15 protein-coding genes are annotated in these 20000 nt (G+C 69.6%); 4 read left to right on the top strand and 11 right to left on the bottom strand.

Annotated features, from left to right (window positions below):
- Positions 1–2 precede the first annotated feature (2 nt).
- On the bottom strand, positions 3–2045 hold the full coding sequence (locus tag QM779_RS11045; protein WP_428535128.1) for a HelD family protein: 2043 nt from the start codon (positions 2043–2045) through the stop codon (positions 3–5).
- A gap of 483 nt (positions 2046–2528) precedes the next feature.
- Here QM779_RS11045 and QM779_RS11040 point away from each other — a divergent pair, with 483 nt between their 5' ends.
- The 3 genes from QM779_RS11040 to QM779_RS11030 all read left to right on the top strand — a co-directional run bounded on the left by QM779_RS11040 (position 2529) and on the right by QM779_RS11030 (position 6772).
- Complete coding sequence (locus QM779_RS11040; protein WP_428535126.1) at positions 2529–4388, top strand: beta-glucoside-specific PTS transporter subunit IIABC; 1860 nt, start codon at positions 2529–2531, stop codon at positions 4386–4388.
- 14 nt (positions 4389–4402) lie between these two features.
- The gene (locus tag QM779_RS11035) at positions 4403–5824 is read left to right on the top strand and encodes a glycoside hydrolase family 1 protein (protein ID WP_428535124.1); all 1422 of its coding nucleotides are present in this window, start codon (positions 4403–4405) and stop codon (positions 5822–5824) included.
- 114 nt (positions 5825–5938) lie between these two features.
- Complete coding sequence (locus QM779_RS11030; protein ID WP_428535122.1) at positions 5939–6772, top strand: PRD domain-containing protein; 834 nt, start codon at positions 5939–5941, stop codon at positions 6770–6772.
- A gap of 380 nt (positions 6773–7152) precedes the next feature.
- On the opposite strand, the gene QM779_RS11025 is transcribed toward QM779_RS11030, so the two are convergent.
- From QM779_RS11025 to QM779_RS10995, 7 genes are all read right to left on the bottom strand, one after another.
- A complete protein-coding gene (locus QM779_RS11025; RefSeq protein ID WP_428535120.1) occupies positions 7153–8133 on the bottom strand; it encodes an ABC transporter ATP-binding protein in 981 nt (326 codons plus the stop codon).
- A gap of 9 nt (positions 8134–8142) precedes the next feature.
- Positions 8143–9165, bottom strand: coding sequence for an ABC transporter ATP-binding protein (locus QM779_RS11020; protein WP_428535118.1), 1023 nt, complete (start codon positions 9163–9165; stop codon positions 8143–8145).
- Positions 9165–10178 carry an ABC transporter permease gene (locus QM779_RS11015; protein ID WP_428535116.1) on the bottom strand — a complete coding sequence of 338 codons (1014 nt, stop codon included), beginning with the start codon at positions 10176–10178 and terminating at the stop codon, positions 9165–9167. Before QM779_RS11015 ends, QM779_RS11020 begins: the two co-directional genes overlap by 1 nt.
- A 70-nt stretch (positions 10179–10248) precedes the next feature.
- Positions 10249–11976, bottom strand: a complete 1728-nt coding sequence (locus QM779_RS11010; protein WP_428535114.1) for an ABC transporter substrate-binding protein — start codon at positions 11974–11976, stop codon at positions 10249–10251.
- Positions 11977–12029: 53 nt separating this feature from the next.
- Entirely contained in the window at positions 12030–13007 is a 978-nt protein-coding gene (locus QM779_RS11005) for an ABC transporter permease (protein ID WP_428535112.1), read from the bottom strand.
- Between the two features lie 342 nt (positions 13008–13349).
- Positions 13350–13832: a hypothetical protein gene (locus tag QM779_RS11000; RefSeq protein ID WP_428535110.1), complete on the bottom strand. Its 483-nt coding sequence runs from the start codon at positions 13830–13832 to the stop codon at positions 13350–13352.
- A gap of 173 nt (positions 13833–14005) precedes the next feature.
- On the bottom strand, positions 14006–14674 hold the full coding sequence (locus QM779_RS10995) for a pentapeptide repeat-containing protein (protein ID WP_428535108.1): 669 nt from the start codon (positions 14672–14674) through the stop codon (positions 14006–14008).
- A 275-nt stretch (positions 14675–14949) separates the two neighbouring features.
- Between QM779_RS10995 and QM779_RS10990 the strand changes: the two genes are divergently transcribed.
- Positions 14950–15873 carry an NADP-dependent oxidoreductase gene (locus QM779_RS10990; RefSeq protein WP_428535106.1) on the top strand — a complete coding sequence of 308 codons (924 nt, stop codon included), beginning with the start codon at positions 14950–14952 and terminating at the stop codon, positions 15871–15873.
- Positions 15874–16019: 146 nt separating this feature from the next.
- Here the strand turns inward: QM779_RS10990 and QM779_RS10985 are convergent, their stop codons facing one another.
- The 3 genes from QM779_RS10985 to QM779_RS10975 form a co-directional block, all read right to left on the bottom strand.
- Positions 16020–16910: a 3-hydroxyacyl-CoA dehydrogenase gene (locus QM779_RS10985; protein WP_428535104.1), complete on the bottom strand. Its 891-nt coding sequence runs from the start codon at positions 16908–16910 to the stop codon at positions 16020–16022.
- A 102-nt stretch (positions 16911–17012) separates the two neighbouring features.
- Positions 17013–18428, bottom strand: a complete 1416-nt coding sequence (locus QM779_RS10980; protein ID WP_428535102.1) for a glycosyltransferase 87 family protein — start codon at positions 18426–18428, stop codon at positions 17013–17015.
- 123 nt (positions 18429–18551) lie between these two features.
- Complete coding sequence (locus QM779_RS10975; protein ID WP_428535100.1) at positions 18552–19955, bottom strand: ABC transporter substrate-binding protein; 1404 nt, start codon at positions 19953–19955, stop codon at positions 18552–18554.
- Between the last annotated feature and the right edge of the window lie 45 nt (positions 19956–20000).

The following is a 20000-nucleotide window of genomic DNA, read 5'->3' as shown; positions in this document are numbered from 1 at the left end:
CGTCAGGCGGGCTCGACGCCCAGCTCCGGGGGCAGCGGCTCGGCGTGACGGACGGTGAGGCTGGTGACAGCGCGGGTGAGGCAGACGTAGAGGCGGCGCAGGCCGGTGGAGCGGTCGGGTTCGTCGGCGACCAGGCGGGACGGCTCCAGCAGCAGGACGCGGTCGAACTCGAGGCCCTTGGCGAGGGTCGCGTCCACCACCTCGACGCGGACGAATGCGTCCGGGTCGGCCGCCTCGCCGAGGATCCGGTGGTCGATCCCGGCCAGCGCCAGCGCCTCATCCGCTGCCCCCACCCGGCCCGAAGGGACGATCACACCGAGCGTGCCCTCCCTCGGCAGCAGGTCGGCCACGGTCGCGGCGACGTCCGCCACCGGATCGGCGACCGCCGCGATGTCGAGCTGGCCCCTCGCGTGCCGGATCGAGCGGGGCGGGGTCAGGCCGGGCGCGATGTGCGGCAGCAGCCGGGCCGCGTAGTCGATCACGTCGCCGGGCACCCGGAACCCCTCCACCAGCTCGGTGACCGGCGCCTCGGGGTGGCCGACGTGCGCGAGCGCGTCCGCCCAGTCGTGCACCGCCCACGCCGTCGTGGCCTGCGCGAGGTCGCCCAGCAGCGTCACCGAACCCGTCGTCGCCCGGCGTCCGGCGGCCCGCAGCATCATCGGCGACAGGTCCTGCGCCTCGTCGATGATCACGTGGCCCAGGCTCGGCTGCCGCGCCAGCAGGTCCTCGACCTCGTCGACGAGGACGACGTCGGCGAGCGTCCACCGCCGCGACCGCGCCGAGCGTGCCCGCGCGTCCAGCAGGAGCGCCTGCTCGTCGGCGTCCAGGATGCCGTCGGCCGCCCGGGCGAGCACCTCCGGGACGGCCAGGAGAGTGTGGACGACACCGGCGGCCGTCACCTTCGGCCACACCTGCCGGCACAGCGCGACCACCGGACGCGAGCGCGCGACGGCGTTCTGGACGCGGTCGTCGGTGGTGTCGCCGTCGGCCTCCATCTGCAGCAGGACGCGGTGCGCGATCCGCTGCGGGAGCATCCCGCGTCCCGTCTCGTACCGGGCGCCCTGGCCCGCGATGCCCGCGACGATCTCCGCCACCGCGTCGGGACGCAGCCGGTGCAGCCGGTGCCCGTACGGCACCTGCAAGGTCTCCTCCGGGAGGCCGAGATGGCTCCACACCGCCCGCCGCAGCACCTCGGCCATCCGCGCATCGCCCTTCAACACGGCGACCGCGGCCTCCTCGGTGCCGGTGACGGCCAGTCCGGTGGCCGCGGAGGTCAGCGATTCGACGGTCGCCTGGCTGGCGTCGATCTCGCCGAGCGCGGGCAGGACGTCGCCGATGTAGCCGAGGAACGAGTCGTTCGGCCCGAGCACCAGCACGCCGGAGCGCGAGAGCTGGGCGCGGTAGGTGTACAGCAGGTACGCCGCGCGGTGCAGGCCGACCGCGGTCTTCCCCGTCCCCGGCGCCCCCTGGATGGCCAGGGACGTCGCCAGGTCGGTGCGGACGAGCACGTCCTGGTCGGGCTGGATGGTGGCGACGATGTCGCGCATCGGGCCCGACCGGGGCCGCTCGATCTCGGCCTCCAGCAGCGCGGACGTCGCCGCGCTCGCCGGCTCGGCGAGGTGTTCGTCCTCGTAGGCGGTGATCGCGCCGTGCTGGAAGCCGAACCGCCGACGCAGCGCGACGCCCATCGGCTCGCCCGGCCGCGCCCGGTAGAACGGAAGGGCCATCGGGGCGCGCCAGTCCATCACGAGCGGCTCGTCCCCGATGGACGCCTCGACGTGGCGGCGTCCGATGTGGCAGGTCTCGTCCCGCTCGGCGCCGAGCGCGGCCGCGTAGTCGATGCGTCCGAAGAACAGCGGGACGGTCGGGTCGTCGGCCAGCGACTCCGCGCGCCGGTACAGCTGCTGGCGCAGGTACTGCGTGGACACGTGGTCGCCCGCGATCGCCTTCGTCCAGTCGGCCGTCCGTGCGCGCATGGCAGCCAGTGCGGCGCGCGACCGGTCGAGGTGGGCGCGCTCGTCGGTCAGGACGGGGTCTTCGGACATGGTCAGCTCCAGACGGGACGGCACCGGCCCACCACGAAGTGGGTCGGAGGAGGACAGGGACGGGCAAATCGCCCGGGCCCGGCGGGAGCACCCGACGGACGGCCCACGACGCTGGCGGGCTCTGGAACCCGTCCATGCTAAGCCCCCCGCTCCCGAAAGGTGGCCTCGCTCCCGGAATCCCACGCAAACGCTCCCGAAACACGCAGAGGCCACCGAAATTTCGGGAGCGTCTGCGCGTTTCGGGAGCGTCTGTGGATGTGGCGGGGTCACCTTCGGGAGCGAGAACAGCGGACGGCCCTTGACGCCAAAGCCGAGCGATGCTAGCTTTTCCTCAGGAACCTGAGTGGTTCCCCAGGGTTGTTACTCGCAAGAGGCAAGGCCTGAGTCGGCTTCGGCATACTCATGCATTGTGGGCAATCCCGGGGGCGACTCGGGTCTTTCGCTTTTCCGGGCCTGGACACCGAAGTTCGAAGGAGAACGGAAATGCCGTCAGTGGACTACCGGACGTTGGCCGGTGACATCCTGGAGAAGGTCGGGGGCGAGTCGAACGTCGCATCGCTCGGCCACTGCGCCACCCGGCTGCGGTTCACGCTGAAGGACCAGTCCAAGGCCGACAAGGCCGCCGTGGAGAAGCTGCCCGGCGTGATCACGGTGATGGAGGCCGGCGGCCAGTTCCAGGTCGTGATCGGCAACGACGTCCCGGTCGTGTTCGCCGAGATCGGCCAGATCTCGAAGCTCACCGGGGACGCCGCCGCTCCCGCCGAGTCCGGCCCGAAGGGCAACCTGCTGAACCGGTTCATCGAGCTGATCTCCAGCATCTTCCAGCCGATCCTGTGGCCCCTGGCCGGCATCGCCCTGCTGAAGGCGTTCCTCTCTCTGTTCACCACGCTGGGCTGGATGTCGGCCGACAGCCAGACCTACACGATCCTCTACGCCGCCGCCGACTCGCTGTTCTACTTCCTGCCGATCTTCCTCGCCGTCACCGCGGCCAAGCGGTTCGGCACCAACCAGTTCACCGCGATGGCCATCGCGGGTGCGCTCGTCTACCCGTCCATCATCGCCCTGAACAGCGCCGGTGACCCGGTCAGCTTCTTCGGCATCCCCGTGGTGATGATGAGCTACACCTCCTCGGTGCTGCCGATCATCGTCGCCGTCTGGGTGCAGTCGCTGCTCGAGAAGGGCCTGAAGAAGGGCCTGCCCAGCGTCATCCGCAACTTCGCCACCCCGCTGATCACGGCCACCGTGATGGTGCCGCTGACCCTGATCGTGGTCGGCCCGATCACCAGCTACGCGGCCCAGGGCCTGTCCAACGCGATCGTGTGGCTGTTCCAGCTCGCCCCCTGGCTCGCCGGCGCGATCATGGGCGGCCTGTGGCAGGTGTTCGTGATCTTCGGCCTGCACTGGGGCCTCGTCCCGATCATGCTGAACGACATCTCCACCCAGGGTTACTCGCTGCTCACCGGTCCGTTGCCTGCCGCTGTGCTCGCCCAGGCCGCTGCCGTCCTCGCCGTGGCGATCCGGACGCGCAACGCCAAGCTGAAGCAGGTCGCCGGCACGTCCGCTGTCTCCGGCCTGCTGGCCGGTGTCACCGAGCCCGCGATCTACGGCGTGAACCTGCCCCTGAAGCGGCCGTTCTACTTCGGTGTCGCCGGTGGCGCCATCGGTGGTGCGATCGCCGCGGCCGGTGGTTCGGCCGCGACCGCGCTGGTCTTCCCGTCCCTGATCTCCCTGCCCGCCTTCATCTCGGTCGGCAACTTCGCCCTCCAGCTGATCGGCACCGGCGTGGCCATGGTGGTCGCGTTCTCCCTGACCATGGTGTTCGGCTTCAAGGATCCCGTGGACGCCGACGAGACCGCGGCCCCCGAGATCGTGGTGCCCGGCGTGACCGGCGCCACCGAGATCAAGGCCCCCGTCTCCGGCGAGCTCGTCGCCCTGACCGCCGTCAACGACAAGGTGTTCGCGTCCGGCGCGCTGGGCAACGGGCTGGGCATCGTCCCCTCCGACGGGCGGGTGTACGCGCCCTTCGCCGGCACGGTCGTCACCGCCTTCCCGACCGGCCACGCCTTCGGCGTGAAGAGCCCGGACGGGGTCGAGGCGCTGATCCACATCGGCATCGACACCGTGCAGCTGGAGGGCAAGGGGTTCACGTCCGCGGTCAGCCAGGGCCAGGCCGTCCAGGCCGGTGACCTCCTCGCCAGCGTCGACCTCGACCAGGTGAAGGCTGCAGGCTACGACCCCACCACGATCGTCGTGGTGACCAACACCGCCCAGTTCGCCGCCGTGCTGCCCGCCGAGGGCCACACCGTCGCGCACGGCGACACCGCCATCGTCATCGAGCGCTGAGAAGGAGCGACACCATGAGCGAGACCACCACCACGCCGTTCCCGCAGGGCTTCCTGTGGGGCGGGGCGACCGCGGCGAACCAGATCGAGGGCGGGTATGCCGAGGGCGGCAAGGGCCTGTCGATCCAGGACGTGATGCCGCACGGGATCATGTCGCCGCGCACGGATGTTCCGACGCCGGACAACCTGAAGCTGGAGGGGATCGACTTCTTCCACCGCTACGCCGAGGACATCGCGCTGTTCGCCGAGATGGGCTTCTCGGTGTTCCGGGTGTCGATCGCCTGGTCGCGGATCTTCCCGAACGGCGACGACGCGGAGCCGAACGAGGAGGGCCTGGCGTTCTACGACCGGGTGTTCGACGAGTGCGCGAAGTACGGCATCGAGCCGCTGGTGACGCTGTCGCACTACGAGACGCCGCTGCACCTGACCGAGAAGTACAACGGCTGGGTGTCCCGGGAGCTGATCGGCTTCTACGAGCGGTACGCCCGGACGGTGTTCGAGCGGTACCGCGGCAAGGTGACGTACTGGCTGACGTTCAACGAGATCAACTCGGTGTTGCACGCGCCGCTGCTGTCGGGCGGGATCAACACCCCGAAGGAGCAGCTGTCCAAGAGCGACCTGTTCCAGGCCGCGCACCACGAGCTGGTCGCGTCCGCCTCTGCGACGCGGATCGCGCACGAGGTGCTGCCGGGGGCGCAGGTGGGGTGCATGGTGATCGCGATGCCGATCTACCCGCTAACCCCGTCCCCGGACGACGCGCTGGCGGTGCTGGAGGCCGACCACGCGAACCTGATGTTCTCCGACGTGCACACCCGGGGCGCCTACCCGGGGTACGCGTTGCGGTACTTCCGTGAGCACGGGGTGGAGCTGAACATCACCGAGGAGGATCGCGAGATCCTCGCCAACACGGTCGACTTCGTGTCGTTCAGCTACTACATGAGCGTGTGCGAGACGGCCGATCCGGCGCGGAAGGTGGCCGGTGAGGGCAACATCATGGGCGGGGTGCCGAACCCGACGCTGCCGGCGTCGGAGTGGGGCTGGCAGATCGACCCGGCCGGGCTGCGGATCGTGCTGAACCAGTTCTGGGACCGGTGGCAGAAGCCGCTGTTCATCGTGGAGAACGGGCTCGGCGCGAAGGACCAGCTGGTCGAGGTGGACGGGGAACTGACCGTCCTCGACGACTACCGGACCGCGTACCTGAACGACCACCTCGTCCAGGTCGGCGAGGCGATCCAGGACGGGGTGCAGGTGCTCGGCTACACCTCGTGGGGCCCGATCGACCTGGTGTCCGCCAGCACGGCGCAGATGTCCAAGCGGTACGGGTTCATCTACGTCGACCGCAACGACGACGGCACCGGCACGTTCGCCCGGTACCGCAAGAAGTCGTTCGGCTGGTACGCCGACGTGATCCGCAGCAACGGGGCGTCCCTGTCCTGAGCCGACGCCGCCCGGACAGGAACAGGGGAGGAGTTCCTGTTCCGTCCGGGCGGCGGGCTCGACCCCCGGAGCCGGATCGGCGATGATCGCACTGCAGGGAGAAGGGACCGGCACGTGGAGGTGCTGAAGGTCTACAACAACAACGTCGTCCTCGCCGCGGACGGCGGGCGCGAGGTCGTGCTGACCGGACGCGGCCTGGGCTACCAGGCGCGACGCGGCGATGTCGTCGACGCCGGGAAGGTGCAGCAGGTGTTCGTCCCGGACGCCCAGCACGACATCGACCAGCTGTCGGCGTTCCTCACCGAGATCGCCCCCGAGTACCTGGCGCTCGCCGCGGAGGTCCTGCGCCGGGCGCAGGGGGAGCTCGGGACGACGTTCGGGCAGGGCATGGTGATCCCGCTGGCCGACCACCTCAGCTTCGCGGTGAAGCGCGTCCGCCAGCACATCGAGGTGGGCTACCCGCTGAAGGCGGAGGTCGCCCACCTGTACCCGAACGAGCTCCGGGTCGCGAGGGACGCGGTCGCGCTCGTCCGAGAGCGCACCGGCGTGGATATCCCCGCGGACGAGGCCGTCCCGGTCGCACTGCACTTCGTGAACGCCGTGTTCGCGTCCGACGACCTGTCCCGGACCGTGCAGATGACCGCGCTGTTCCGGCAGGTGTTCGAGGTGCTGGACGCCTCCTACGGGCGCCGCTTCGACACCGAGAGCCTGAACGCCGCCCGGTTCATCACCCACCTGCGCTACTTCTTCGTCCGGGTCGACTCCGGGCTCCAGCTCGTCGAGAACCCGGAGAGCTTCACCTCGACGATCCGCGCGTCCTTCCCCCAGGCGTACGCGTGCGCCGAGCGGGTGAAGGCCCTGCTCGAGCTGCGCCTGGAGAAGCCGATCACCGCCGACGAGGTCGTCTACCTCACCCTCCACGTGGCGAGGCTCGCGACCGACGCCTGAGCGGTGGACGCCAGCCCCTTCTTGTCATCCCGGCGGAAGCCGGGATCTCGTGGTCGTGGCCGTCGGCGTGGACGCGGAGATCCCGGGTCAAGCCCGGGATGACGAACCAAGCTCGGTTATCCCGGCGGAGGCCGGGATCTCGTGGTTTGTTGCCGTCGGTGTGGGCGCGGGGATCCTGGGTCAAGCCCGGGATGACGAACCAAGCTCGGTTATCCCGGCGGAGGCCGGGATCTCGTGGTTTGTTGCCGTCGGCGTAGACGCGGAGATCCCGGGTCAAGCCCGGGATGACAGGCCACCCCCTGTCGTCCCGGCGGAGGCCGGGGGCGGTTCGCGGGCCCGACCCGTTCCTGTCATCCCGGCGGAGGCCGGGATCTCGGGCGTCAGAGGACTTCGCGGACCGCCGGGTAGTGGCAGGCGACGAGGTGGTGCGGTTCGAGTTCCACGGGGACGGGGATCTCGACGGCGCAGCGCTCGGTGGCGATCGGGCAGCGGGTGCGGAACACGCAGCCCGACGGCGGGTTCTGCGGGCTGGGCAGGTCGCCGGAGAGCAGGATCCGGTCGCGGCTGCGGCGCGGCTCGGGGACGGGGACGGCCGACATCAGCGCCTGCGTGTAGGGGTGCATCGGGCGCTCGTAGAGGTCGTTGCGGTCGGCGACCTCCATCGTCTTGCCGAGGTACATCACCATCACCCGGTCGGAGATGTGCCGGACGACGCTCAGGTCGTGCGCGATGAACACGTAGGCGAGGTTCTGCTCGTCCTGGATGTCCTCCAGCAGGTTCACGACCTGCGCCTGGATCGACACGTCCAGCGCCGACACGGGCTCGTCGCAGACCACCAGCTTCGGCTTCAGCGCGACCGCGCGGGCCACGCCGATGCGCTGCCGCTGGCCACCGGAGAACTCGTGCGGGTAGCGGTTGTAGTGCTCGGGGTTCAGGCCGACGCGCTCCATCAGGTCCTGGACGGCCTTCTTCACCCCACCCGGGGGCTTGATGCCCTGGATCTCGAACGGCGCGGCGATGATCGCACCGATCGGGTGGCGCGGGTTCAGCGAGCCGTAGGGGTCCTGGAACACCATCTGCACCTGCCGGCGCAGCGCCCGGAGCTCCTCGCCCTGGATCTTTGTGACGTCCCTGCCCTCGAACTCGATCGTGCCGCCGGTGGGCTCGAGCAGGCGCAGGATCGTGCGGCCGGCCGTGGACTTGCCGCACCCGGACTCGCCGACGATGCCGAGCGTCTCGCCCGCGTCCAGGGTGAGGCTGATCCCGTCGACGGCCTTGATCGGCGCGCCCTCGGTGCGGACGAGCTTCTGGTTGAAGGTGGGGAAGTACTTCTTCAGATCGGTGACGGCGAGCAGGCTCACGGTTCTCTCCTACAGCCTCGGCGCGATCTGATCGCGGAAGATCTCGGCCCGCTTGGGCACAGGGATGTGGCAGCGCGAGTCGTGCTTGGGGTACGACTCGGCGAGCTCGGGAACCACCTCGTCGCACGCGCACGGCGAGAACTCGCGGAACGCGCACCGCGGGTGGAACGCGCACCCCGGCGGGATGTTGATCAGCGACGGCGGGTTCCCCGCGACGGGAACGAGCCGCTCCTGCTTGAGCCGGTCCAGGCGCGGCATGGACGTGAGCAGGCCCCAGGTGTAGGGGTGGTCGGGCTGGTGGAACGCGTCGTCGACCTCCGCGTACTCCACGCACTTGCCGCCGTACATCACCAGCACGTCGTCGGCGATCTCTGCGACCACGCCGAGGTCGTGGGTGATCATGATGATCGCGGAGCCGAACTCGGCCTGGAGGTCGCGCATCAGGTCCAGGATCTGCGCCTGCACGGTGACGTCCAGCGCGGTGGTGGGCTCGTCGGCGATCAGGAGCTCGGGGTTGTTGATCAGCGCCATCGCAATCATCGCGCGCTGCCGCATGCCGCCGGAGAACTCGTGCGGGTACTGGTCGACCCGCCGACCCGGGTTGGGGATGCCGACCCGGCCGAGCATCTCGATCACGGTCGTGCGGGCGGCCTTCTTCGAGACGTGCTCGTGGACGCGGATCGCCTCGCTCAGCTGCTGTCCCACGGTGTAGTACGGGTGCATCGCCGACAGCGGGTCCTGGAAGATCATCGCGAGCTTGCGTCCGCGCAGGCTGCGCAGTTCCTCGTCCGTGGTCTTCAGCAGGTCCTGGCCGTCGAGCACGATCTCACCGGTGATCCGGGCGTGCGTGCCGCGGTGCAGGCCCATGATCGCCAGCGACGTCACCGACTTGCCCGAACCGGACTCGCCGACGATGCCGAGGGTCTTGCCCTTCTCCAGGTCGAAGCTCAGCCCGTCCACGGCCTTGACCACGCCGTCATCGGTGGGGAAGTGGACGTGGAGGTCGTTCACCCGCAGGAACTTGTCGCTCATCAGGCCACCTTCACCCTCGGGTCGATGAAGCTGTAGGCGATGTCCACGACCATGTTGGCCAGCACGACGAAGCTGGACACGATCATGACCATCGCGACGATCGTCGGCAGGTCCATGGTGGTGACGGAGTGCACGGCGAGGTAGCCCAGGCCGTGCATCGAGAACACGCTCTCCGTGATGATCGCGCCGCCCAGCAGGCCACCGAGGTCGAGGCCGGCGGCGGTCACGATCGGCGTGAGGGCTGCGCGCAGCCCGTGCCGGAAGATCACCGCCCACTTCGAGACGCCCTTGGCGTTGGCCGTGCGGATGTAGTCCTCGCTGAGGGTCTCGATCATGTACGCGCGGGTGAGCCGGACGTAGCTCGCGGCGAAGAAGAACGCCAGCGTGATCCACGGCAGGATCAGGTTGCGGGCCCAGTCGATCGGGCTGTCGAAGAAGGGGACGTAGCTCGGGATCGGCACCCAGCCCCACTTGATGGCGGGGAAGGTGAGCAGCACGAGACCGACGAAGAAGGTGGGGAGCGAGAAGCCGACGAGTGCCGCACCGACGATGGTGCGGTCGGGCCATCGGCCCTTGTTGAGCGCGGCTATGATCCCGCCGCCGACGCCAATGATCATCCACAGCAGGAACGCGCCGATGGCGATCGAGAGGGAGACCGGCCACGCCTCGGCGACCATTTCGTTGATGGTGCGGTGCTGGCCGGTGGAGTAGCCCAGGCACGGGGCCGGGCAGTGCACGATCTGCTGCGGGTACTGCTCGCGGAGCATCTCGTTGTCGGGGAAGTCACGCCCGACGAACAGGCCGGCGACGAACTTGCCGTACTGCACGTAGGCGGGCTGGTCGAAGCCGAGGGCCTTGCGGTTGCCCTCGAGGATGGTCGGAGTGCAGTTCTTGCCACAGGTGTAGCGCGCCGGGTCGATCGGCGAGGCGAAGAAGATCGCGAAGGTGGTCGCGGTGATCAGGAAGAGCATCGCGACGACATTCACCAGTCGCCGGAGGATGTAGTAGAACAATGCCGTCTCCTTGGGAGAGCCGGGGGTGCGCCGCTGCGGCGCACCCCCGGCCCTTGGGCCGATCAGATGGTCAGTGCTTGACCGTGATGTTGGCCAGGTCGTAGTAGCCGGTGAACGTGGTGTTCACGACCGCGCCCTCGACATTGCTGCCGTGGACGAACACGAACTGGTCATTGATCAGCGGGATCACGGCGTAGTACTTGCCCGTGGCCTCGGCGTCCAGGGCGCCCCAAGCCTTGTCGGCGTCGGCACCGGTGAGCGCGGATGCCGCGTCGATCTGCTTGTTGAAGTCGGCGTTGGAGAAGTAGCCGTAGTCCTGACCCGGACCGCCGGAGGTGATCTGGCTGCGGCTGTCGAGCAGCTGCGGGATCACGGTCGACGCGGACGGGAAGTCCGCGCCCCAGCCGGCCCAGTAGGCGTCGTACTTGGTCGCCGAGTCCGGGGACTGCAGCGTGCCGTAGTACTGGTCTGCGGGGATGCCCACGAGGTTGGTGTCGAAGCCCGCCGCGTCCCAGCCGGTCTTGAGCCCGGCGAACACCTTGTCGAGGGTGTCGTTCTTGCGGTAGGCCACGGTGATCTTCACCGGGGTGGTGAGGCCGGCCTCCTCGAGGAGCGCCTTCGCCTTGGCCGGGTCACCCTTGTCGCCCGCCGGCAGCGGGGTGTTCGGGAACGAGGACAGGGCGGGGTTGATCAGCGAGTTGGTCGCCTTCACGACGGTGTCACCACCGGCTGCGGTGACGTAGGCGCTGCGGTCGGTGGCCAGGGCCAGAGCCTCACGGGCCTTGTCGTTCTCGAACACCTTGGACTTGAAGTTCGGGACGAGGTAGCGGGTGTACGGCGAGGCGACGACGTCGTTGCGGCCCTCGGCGCTGGTCACGTTCGCGAGAGCGGTGACCGGAGCCTGGTCGAAGGTGATCGCGTTCTGGTCGTTGCCCTGGTTGGCGATCAGGCGCTCGTACAGGGTCTCCTGGGTGAGCGACTCGTCCCAGACGATCTTGTCCGGGCCCGCCGTGCGGATCGTGTCCGTGGACTTGTCCCACTGGTCGTTGCGGACGAAGGTGCCGCCCTTGTTGGACGTCCAGTCGCCGTCGAGCTTGTAGGGCCCGTCGGAGAAGATCTGGAAGTTCGACTTGTCGCCCTGGTCCTTGTCCTTGCGGAACGCACCGAAGGCGGTCATGGTCAGGGCCTGGTTGAAGTCACCGGACGGCTTGGCCATCTTGAAGGTGATCTTGTTGCCGTCGCAGGTGACGGCCTTGTCGTACAGGTCCTGGCCGTCGCCCTTGTAGGGGCCGTCGTACTTGGAGGAGCCGTCGTCGTTCTTCGGGATGTCCAGGTACTGGATCGCGTAGTTCGGGCCGCCGGTGATCACGTCCACGGCGAAGGTGCGCGAGATGCCGTACTTGAAGTCCTCGCAGGTGACGGCCTGGCCGTCCTCCCACTTGATCCCGTCCTTGATGGTGAAGGTCCAGGTCTTGCCGTCCGAGCTCACGGTGCCGGTGTCGGTCGCGGCGTCGGCGGTCAGCTCTGCGGAGTCGCCGCTCTTGGCGACGGGCGCGAACGTGGTCAGCGTGCGGGTGAACAGGCGGTTGCCGGCCTCGATGTTGACGCCGACGTAGACCCGCTGCGGGTCCCAGTGCTCGGTGGCGGTGCCGGAGAGGATGTACAGCGTGTTGCCGGCGCCGGCCGGTGCCGCTGCGGACCCCCCGTTCGTGCCACCGGTGCCGCCGCCACACGCGGTGAGCGCGAGGCCCAGCGCCATGGTCGTCGCGACACCCGCGACGATCTTGACTCGCTTCATTGATTCTCCTTCTGTGTTTGTTGCGGAGACTGCGGGGGTGCTTTTGCCTGCGTTCACTGGCGGTCGGCCTTGGGATCGAGCGCGTCCCTGAGGCCGTCGCCGAGCAGGTTGAAGGAGAGCACCACCAGGAACAGCGTGATGCCCGGGAAGATGAAGTAGGCCGGATCCGAGGTGGCGTAGTGCACCGAGTCGTTCAGGATCGAGCCGAACGAGGGGGTCGGGGCCTGGATGCCGACGCCGAGGAAGCCCAACGCGGCCTCGGTGGCGATGTTCTGGGGCATGATCAGCGTCGTGTAGACGAGGATCGGCGCCCACAGGTGGGGGAGCAGTTCGGTGAAGTAGATACGGCGCCGTCCGGCACCGAGCGACCGGGCGGCCTCGACGAACTCGCGCTCCTTCAGCGAGAGCACCTGGCCGCGGATGATGCGCGCGAAGTACGGCCAGCCGAAGAAGCCCATCACCAGGATCATGAAGATCATGGACGGGATCGTCCGGTCGGTGTCGAGGGCGCTCTGGAGCAGGTCGATCACGATGGTCGACAGGGCGATCAGCATCAGCGTCTGCGGGAAGCTGAGCACGAAGTCGATGATCCGGGAGAAGAGCCAGTCGACGCGTCCTCCCGCAGTGCCGGAGATGATCCCGATGGTCACGCCGAGGACGACGGAGACGAGGACGGCAAGGGTCGCGACGGTGAGGGAGACCGTGAGGCCGGCGACGACGCGGGAGAAGATGTCGCGTCCGGTACCGGGCTCGACGCCCATCCAGTGCTGGGCGGAGACGCCGCCGAACGGCCCGATCGGCAGCGAGCCGAGGCCCCCGACGAGGTCGGTGTTCGAGCTGTAGGGGTCGAGCCAGCCGAGTTGCGTCATCAGCGGCGCGAGCGCGGCGAGCAGGATGAAGAAGATCGCTGCGCCGAGCGCAACCATGGTGACCTTGTCGCGGACCAGCCGCGAGCGGGTGATCTGCCACGGTGTACGCCCCGCGATCGGGACTGCGCCATCGCGCGCCTCGACCACGGTGGTGTCTGCCATCCGGAAACCCTCTTCTCACCCGCGACTCCCGTCGGACACACTGACCGTCCGACCCCTGCGGGTTTTGGGTAATCTAGCACGCGCCCAGCGGCTTCCAAGGGCTGGCTTCTCGCTCGTGCAAAGCGTAATCAGAGCGTTATCAATGTGTGCTATTCATCGCGTGCTGAGGCATGACGACATCCGGACACCGCTCCTGCCGGGCCCGTTCCACGGCCAGTCCACACCCCGTTGATTGAGGTTCGGTCAAGGGCTGCTCAGCAGGGCGTCAAGGTGGATCGGACGCGCCCGCCCCGGCTTCCTGCGGCTTCGGGCCGCTCGGCCGAGGGGACGCGTCCGCGAGGCTCACACGCCACCGAAGCGCTGCCCGGCCTGCCCGATGGCGGCGTCGCCGAGCTTCTCGATCGCTTCGTCGAAGCGGGCGACGAGCTTCGCGTCCCCGTAGTGGGCGGCGATGTCGGCCAGGGCGAGCAGGCCGCCGAGCTGCACCTGGGCGAGGTACCAGGGTTCGGGGTCCGGGTCGGGGATGGGCACGACGCCGGGCCAGCGGTGCGGCCAGCCCGTCCCGCACCAGTCGTCGATGTCGTCGGCGAACTGCGCGAAGCCGGTCGTGATGCCGGCCCGGACGACCTCCTGCATCAGCCGGACGCCGACCTCGACCGGGCCCGGCGGCAGCGGCTGCGGGTTCAGCTCGACCTCGATCCCGCGGGCGAAGGCGCGCAGCGGACCGCGCGGGATCACGTCCGCGGCCTTCGGGTTGAGTGCGATCACGAGCGCGAGCCGGTCCCCCGCCATGAGCGCCCGGATGATCTGAGACGTGGATGCCATCGTCGTTCCCCTCTCCTGGATGGCGGCCCGCCGTGGGCGGCCACCGATTGGGAGGAGGGGAGTGCCCCTGCTGATACCGCCGGTGGTCGGGGTTGGCGCGAAACCGGGGACGGTTCTCCTTTCGCGCCACCGAGCGGCGACGCGAAGCGGGCTGCGGCGGCTTCGCCAGACGCTCAGTCGATGTGGACGCCGAGGCGCTGGGCCAGCGCGGGGGCGAGGTCGAGCAGCTGCTCGACCGTGATGGTGGCGCCGCGGAGCCCGTCCAGGCTGCCGACGTCGGCGAGCCGGGCGCCGCGGAGGTCGACGTCCGTGAGCCGGGACCCGTTCAGCTCGATCCGGTCGATCCGGCAACCCGCGAAGGAGAGCCGGGTGGCGGTGGCCCTGCCGAGGTCGAGCTCGGCGATCGTGCAGTCGGTGAAGGCGACATCGGTGAGTGCCGCGCCGCGGAGGTTGAGGTAGCCGAGCTTGCAGTGGGCGAACGCGACGTTGCGCCAGGTGGCGTCGTAGAGCTCGGCGGAGCCGATCCGGGACCGGTCCACCTCGACGTTCCACCAGCTCGACCCGGACGCGCTGAGCGCGGTGACCTCGACACCCTCGAGCACGGACGCGGTCAGGGAGGCCCCCGGCGCCTTCCACTCGTGGGCCCTCACTCCGGCGAGGCGCGAGGAGGTCACCCGGCGCCGCCCCGTCCACGCCATCTCCTCGACGTGGTGGTCGCGCCATTCGACCTCGTCGAGGTCGTCGTCCCCGTCGAGCGTGTCGACGTCGGCAGGGACGAGCCGTCCCAGCCTCACCCGGGCCGCCCGCGGCGGAACCGGCCCGGAGGACTCCTGTCGTGCCATGCCCGCAGCCTAGGTGCACCCCGGCCGTCCCTGTCATTCGGCCTGCGACCGCTAGCCGTGTCCGCCGGCCGCCGGTGGGTGCCGGAGGGAGATCCCGGCTTTCGCCGGGATGACAGGTGAAGATGGAGGCCCCACCTGTCATCCCCACCCCCACCCCTGTCATCCCGGGCTTGACCCGGGATCTCGGCCGACCCACCCACCTGTCATCCCGGGCGTGACCCGGGATCTCGTGGTCGGCGCGGAATGCGGGAGGGCGCCCGCCGGTTGGCCCCAGAGTGAGAGCACTGTTCTATGAGGAGTTCGGCGGCGACGAGACGTTCCGGGTGGGCGAGGTTCCCGACCCACATCCGGGACCTGACTCGCTGCTGGTGAAGGTGGTGGCCGCCGGCATCAACCCGGTCGACTACAAGCTGCGGGAGGGCTACCTCCAGGGGGTGATCGACACGGTCTTCCCCGTCGTGCCCGCGTGGGACGTCGCCGGGGTGGTCGTCCGCCCCGGCCTCGACACCCCCGAGTACGCCGTGGGTGACGAGGTGATGGCCTACGCCCGCAAGGACGTCGTGCACGCAGGGACGCTGGCCGAGTTCGCCGAGGTGCCCGTCCGGACGGCCACCCACAAGCCGTCCGGCCTGTCGTTCGAGCAGGCGGCCGCACTGCCTCTGGCCGGGCTGACCGCGCTGCAGAGCGTCCGGCGGTCGGGCCTGGGCGAGGGCTCGTCCGTGCTCGTGCACGCCGCATCCGGGGGCGTCGGCTCGTTCGCGACCCAGCTCGCCGTGCTCGCCGGAGCGCGGGTGGTGGGGACAGCGGGTCCGACCAACCAGGACTACGTCCGCTCGCTCGGCGCGACGCCGATCCGGCACGGCGACGGCGTCGTCGAGGCCGCGCGGGCGGTCGTGCCGGAGGGTTTCGACGTCATCCTCGACTACGTCGGCGGGCACGCGCTCGACACTGTCCCCGACCTGCTGAAGCCGGGCGGCTCGGTGGTCTCGATCGCCGACGGACGGGCCGCGTCGCAGTTCGGGGGGCAGTCGATCTGGGTGCGTCCGAGCAGCGACGACCTCGCCGAGCTGGCTGCGCTCGCCGCGGACGGCAGGATCACCGTCCCCATCTCGCAGGTGTTCGACCTCGACCACGCCGTCGACGCCTACCGGGCGCTGGAGGGCGGCCATACCCGCGGCAAGATCGTCGTCACGATCTGAGCCGCCGCTCCACCACAAGGTGGACGGATCATCGCGAGTTCGCCGCGGTTCGGTCCACTTTGTGGTGGGCGGAGGCGTGATCCACGACAAGGTGGACGGTTTGTCGCGAGTTCGCGGCAGAAGCGTCCACCTTGTGCGGGTCGCGTTCAGTCGCTGTAGTCGTAGAAGCCCCTGCCGGACTTCACGCCGGCCCGACCCTGGTCGAGGTACCCCTTGAGGAAGGCGGCGTTGCGGGCGAGCTGCTCGTCGCCGAGGGCGCGGGCCCAGTAGTCGGTGATGTGCCACGCCGTGTCGATGCCGACGTGGTCGAGCATGCCGAACGGTCCGTTGGGCATCTTCGTGACGGTGGTCCAGGCGCGATCGATGTCCTCGATGGACGCCACCCCGTTCGCCGCGAGCGTCATCGCTTCGCGGTTGAGCGCGTTGTACATCGCGTTGAACACGTAGCCGGGGCTCTCCTTGCGCAGGTGGATGGGCACCTGCCCGATCTGCGCTGCGAAGGCCAGCAGGGACGAGACCGTCTCCTCCGACGTCCCGGCGTGCGGCATCACGTCCACGATGTTGGCCGCCCACACCGGCTGGTGGAAGTGCAGCGCTGCCAGCCGGTCGGGGCGGCCCGACGCGGCGGCGAACATCGAGGGCAGGAGCGACGAGGTGTTGGTCGCGAAGATCGTCCGCGCCGGGCACACGGCGTCGAGCTCGGCCAGGACCCGCCCCTTCAGGTCGGGGTCCTCGGGCACCGACTCCGAGACGAGGTCGGCATCGGACGCCGCCTCGGCCGCGTTCGTTGTCAGCCGGATACCCGCCGCCGCACTCTCGACGTCGGCACCGGCGAACACGGGCTCGTCGGCCACGTGCCGGGCGAGGACGGCCAGCCGCGCGGATGCCGCCTCCAGCGCAGCCTGCGCTGTGTCGAGCAGCACCACCTCGCAGCCGTGCGTCGCGCATTGCAGCGCGATCTGCTGTCCCATGGTCCCCGCACCGGCGACCACCACGCGGCGGATCTCCATCGTCGTCTTCCTCTCCTCTACCTCCATCCTCACAGCGTCCACGACAAGGTGGACGGTTTGTCGTGAGTTCGCGGCAGAAGCGTCCACTTTGTGGTGGAGCCGGTGGGCGTCCACGACAAGGTGGACGGATCAGGGCGAGTTCGCCGCAGAAGCGTCCACTTTGTGGTGGACGTCCCGGTCGCGCAGGGCGAGGACGAGGAGCGCCACCGCGGCCAGCCCGGACGCGGCCGCGACCGCGGCGGCGGCCGCCAGCGGGACGACGTGCGTGTCGAGCAGGTAGGCGAGATAGGTGCTGGTGCTGGCGAGCTGGATACCGAGCGCCGGCAGCGCGAACCGCCACTCGACGAACGCGGCCAGCACCAGCAGGACCTCGGCGAGGTAGAAGTAGCGCTCGTGCATCTCCGGCAGGAGCAGGGGCACGACCAGCGCGCAGCAGGCCGCGACGAGTAGCACCTGCGATGCGGTCAGCCGGCGCTGCCGGGCCAGCAGCCAGGCACCGAAGCCGATCACCACAGCCGCCGTCAGCGCGGGGCCCGCGTACTTCCACGCCACGGACGCGTCCGCGGGCAGCCACGCGTACGGGGTCGGCGCGTTGTGGGTGAAGCTCTGGCCAACGTTGAGCGTGAACCCCGACGATCCACCGCCGGGCCCGCCAGAGCCGCCGCCCGGACCGCCCGGACCGCCCGCGCCACCGCCGGCCCCGCCGGACGGGAGAGGTCCGCCCGCGCCCGCCGAAGGAGGGGCACCGGGTCCGCCAGAGGGCTGTCCGCCAGGCCCGCCACCCGGAAGACCGCCCGCGCCGCCGCCGCGCGTCCCACCTCCCCCCACCGTGCCCCCGGTGCCGGAGGAGTCGGTGACCTGCAGCGGGTAGACCATCAGCTGGCTGACCAGGCTGCGCCCCGCGAGCAGCGCGGGCACCAGACAGGCCAGGAACGTCGCCGGCGCGGCGAGCAGCGTCCGCCAGCGGTGCCGGTTCACCGCCACCACGCCGATCAGCACCGGCAGGAGGAACACGGCCTGCAGCTTGAACGCGAAGGCCACCCCGAACCACGCGGACGCAGCCCGGGGCCGCCCCTTCATCAGGAACAGCATGCAGGCCAGGCAGGCGGCGGCGTAGAGGGAGTCGCACTGTGCCCAGACGCCGCTGTTCATCACGACCGTCGGCAGGAACAGCACCACCCCGAAGCCCGCCACCGGCGCCCACGCGGAGCCGGGCCGGACGGTGGCCACGATCCGGGACGCGACCCAGGCCAGCACCAGGTCGCCGGCGATGGAGATCGCCTTGATCGCGACGATCGCCCGCACCGGCAGGTAGGTGGCCAGCGCCAGCAGCACGAGGTAGGGGGTGTTGTAGTTGGAGAACGAGTCGTCGGCGAGCCCGGCGAGGTGGCCGTGCGTGGCCAGGTACGTCCACCACCGCGACAGGAACGTCTGGAAGTCGCCGGAGACGAAGCCGACGAACCACCAGCGCAGCGCGACCGCGACCACGGCGATCCCGAGCATCGCCAGCCGCTGAGGCGTCACCCACTCCCGCACCCGCCGCATTCTCGCCCTCCTTCCTGTGCTCGGTTCCGACCCGCCCACGCCGAGAGCCTCCCTTCCCGTCGAGCGCCTGCACCTGGGCAGAGGCGGTCGACGGGAACGGAGGCTCTCGACGGATCGGGCCGGCTACCCGAACAGCTGGTTGACCTGGTCGTTCGCCGCGGTGAGCGAGTCGGCCGTGGCCTTGCCGGTGAACACCGCGTCCACCGCCGGGGTCATGATGTTGTTGATCTCGGACGCGTGGTCGGTGATCGGGAACAGGAACGTGGTGCCGTCCTTCACGTGCACGAGGAAGGAGGAGTCCACGTCGATGCCCTTGGCCTGGAACGCCGCCGCCGCCGCGTCCGTGCCGCTCGGGATGGCAGGGAAGACCACACCGGACTTGCCGACGATGTCCTGGCAGGCCGCGGAGCCGAGGTACTCGACCCACTTCGCCGCGGCCGGCTTGTTCTGCGAACCGGCCCAGATCGAGTCGGCGAGGCCGTTGTACATGCTGGAGCGCTTGCCGTCGGGCCCGGTCGGGGTCGGGGCGAGCCCGGTCTCGACGCCCTTGTAGCCGAACATCTGGTTGATCATCCACGAGCCGTTGGTGATCATCGCGTACTTGCCCGCGCCGAAGATGTCGGCGGAGCTCTGGCCGGTGACCGACTCGAGGCTGGGCATGTAGCCCTTCTCGATCAGCGAGCGCATCCAGGCGATCGTGTTCTGGAACTCGGGCTTGTCGTAGTTGTAGTGGGTGCCCCACGGGTTCTTGTCGGTGACGGTCCAGCCGGTGGTGCCGGAGTACATGCTCCACTGGGTCTGGCCGTTGCCGCCGCCAGAGCCGCCGTCCAGGCCGAGGCCGTAGACCTTCACGTGGTTCTTGTCGAAGCCGGCCTCGTCACCGCGCTTGCCGTTCGCGTCGACCGTGAGGTGGGCGATCATCTTCTCGTAGGTGCCGCCGTCGGTCGGGTTCCAGGTCATGGACGCCAGGTCGGAGTCGCTGACGCCCGCGTCGGAGATCAGCTTCTTGTTGTAGAAGATCGCGACCGTGTCGAAGTCCTTCGGCAGGCCGTAGCGCTGCCCGTCCTGGCCCACCCACAGGTCGGCGAGGCCCTTCTGGTAGGTGTCGGTGGCGACCCCGTCCTTGGCCAGGGTGGCGTCCAGCGGGACGAGCTGGCCCTGGGTCACGAACTCGGGGTACTTCGACAGGTGGTTGGTGAACACGTCCGGAGCGGTGCCGGCGACGAAGCCGTTGGTGATGTTCGTCCAGTAGTCGTCCCAGCTGTACTGGGTGATCTTGACCGTGATGTTCGGGTTGGCCGTGTGGAACGCGTCCGCGCACTGCTGGTAGATCGGCTTCTGGTTGCTGTCCCACAGCCAGTAGTTGACGGTGCCGGAGGCGTTGGACGTGTCGATGGCCTCGCCGGTTGCTGCGGCGCTGCCGCCGCCGGTGGTGTCGCCACCGCTGCTGCAGGCGGTGAGGGAGAGCGCGAGCGCGGCGACAGCGGTGATGGCTGCGCCGGCCGTGCGCCAGGTGGGTCGGGACATGGTCGACCTTTCTTTCGGATGGGTTGGATGAGGTCGTGCGGGGTC

The sequence above is a fragment of the Propionicimonas sp. genome, from assembly GCF_049840635.1.
Taxonomy (GTDB): Bacteria; Actinomycetota; Actinomycetes; order Propionibacteriales; family Propionibacteriaceae; genus Propionicimonas.
Note: the sequence above shows the minus strand (reverse complement) of the source record. Positions and strands in the feature narration are given on the sequence as shown.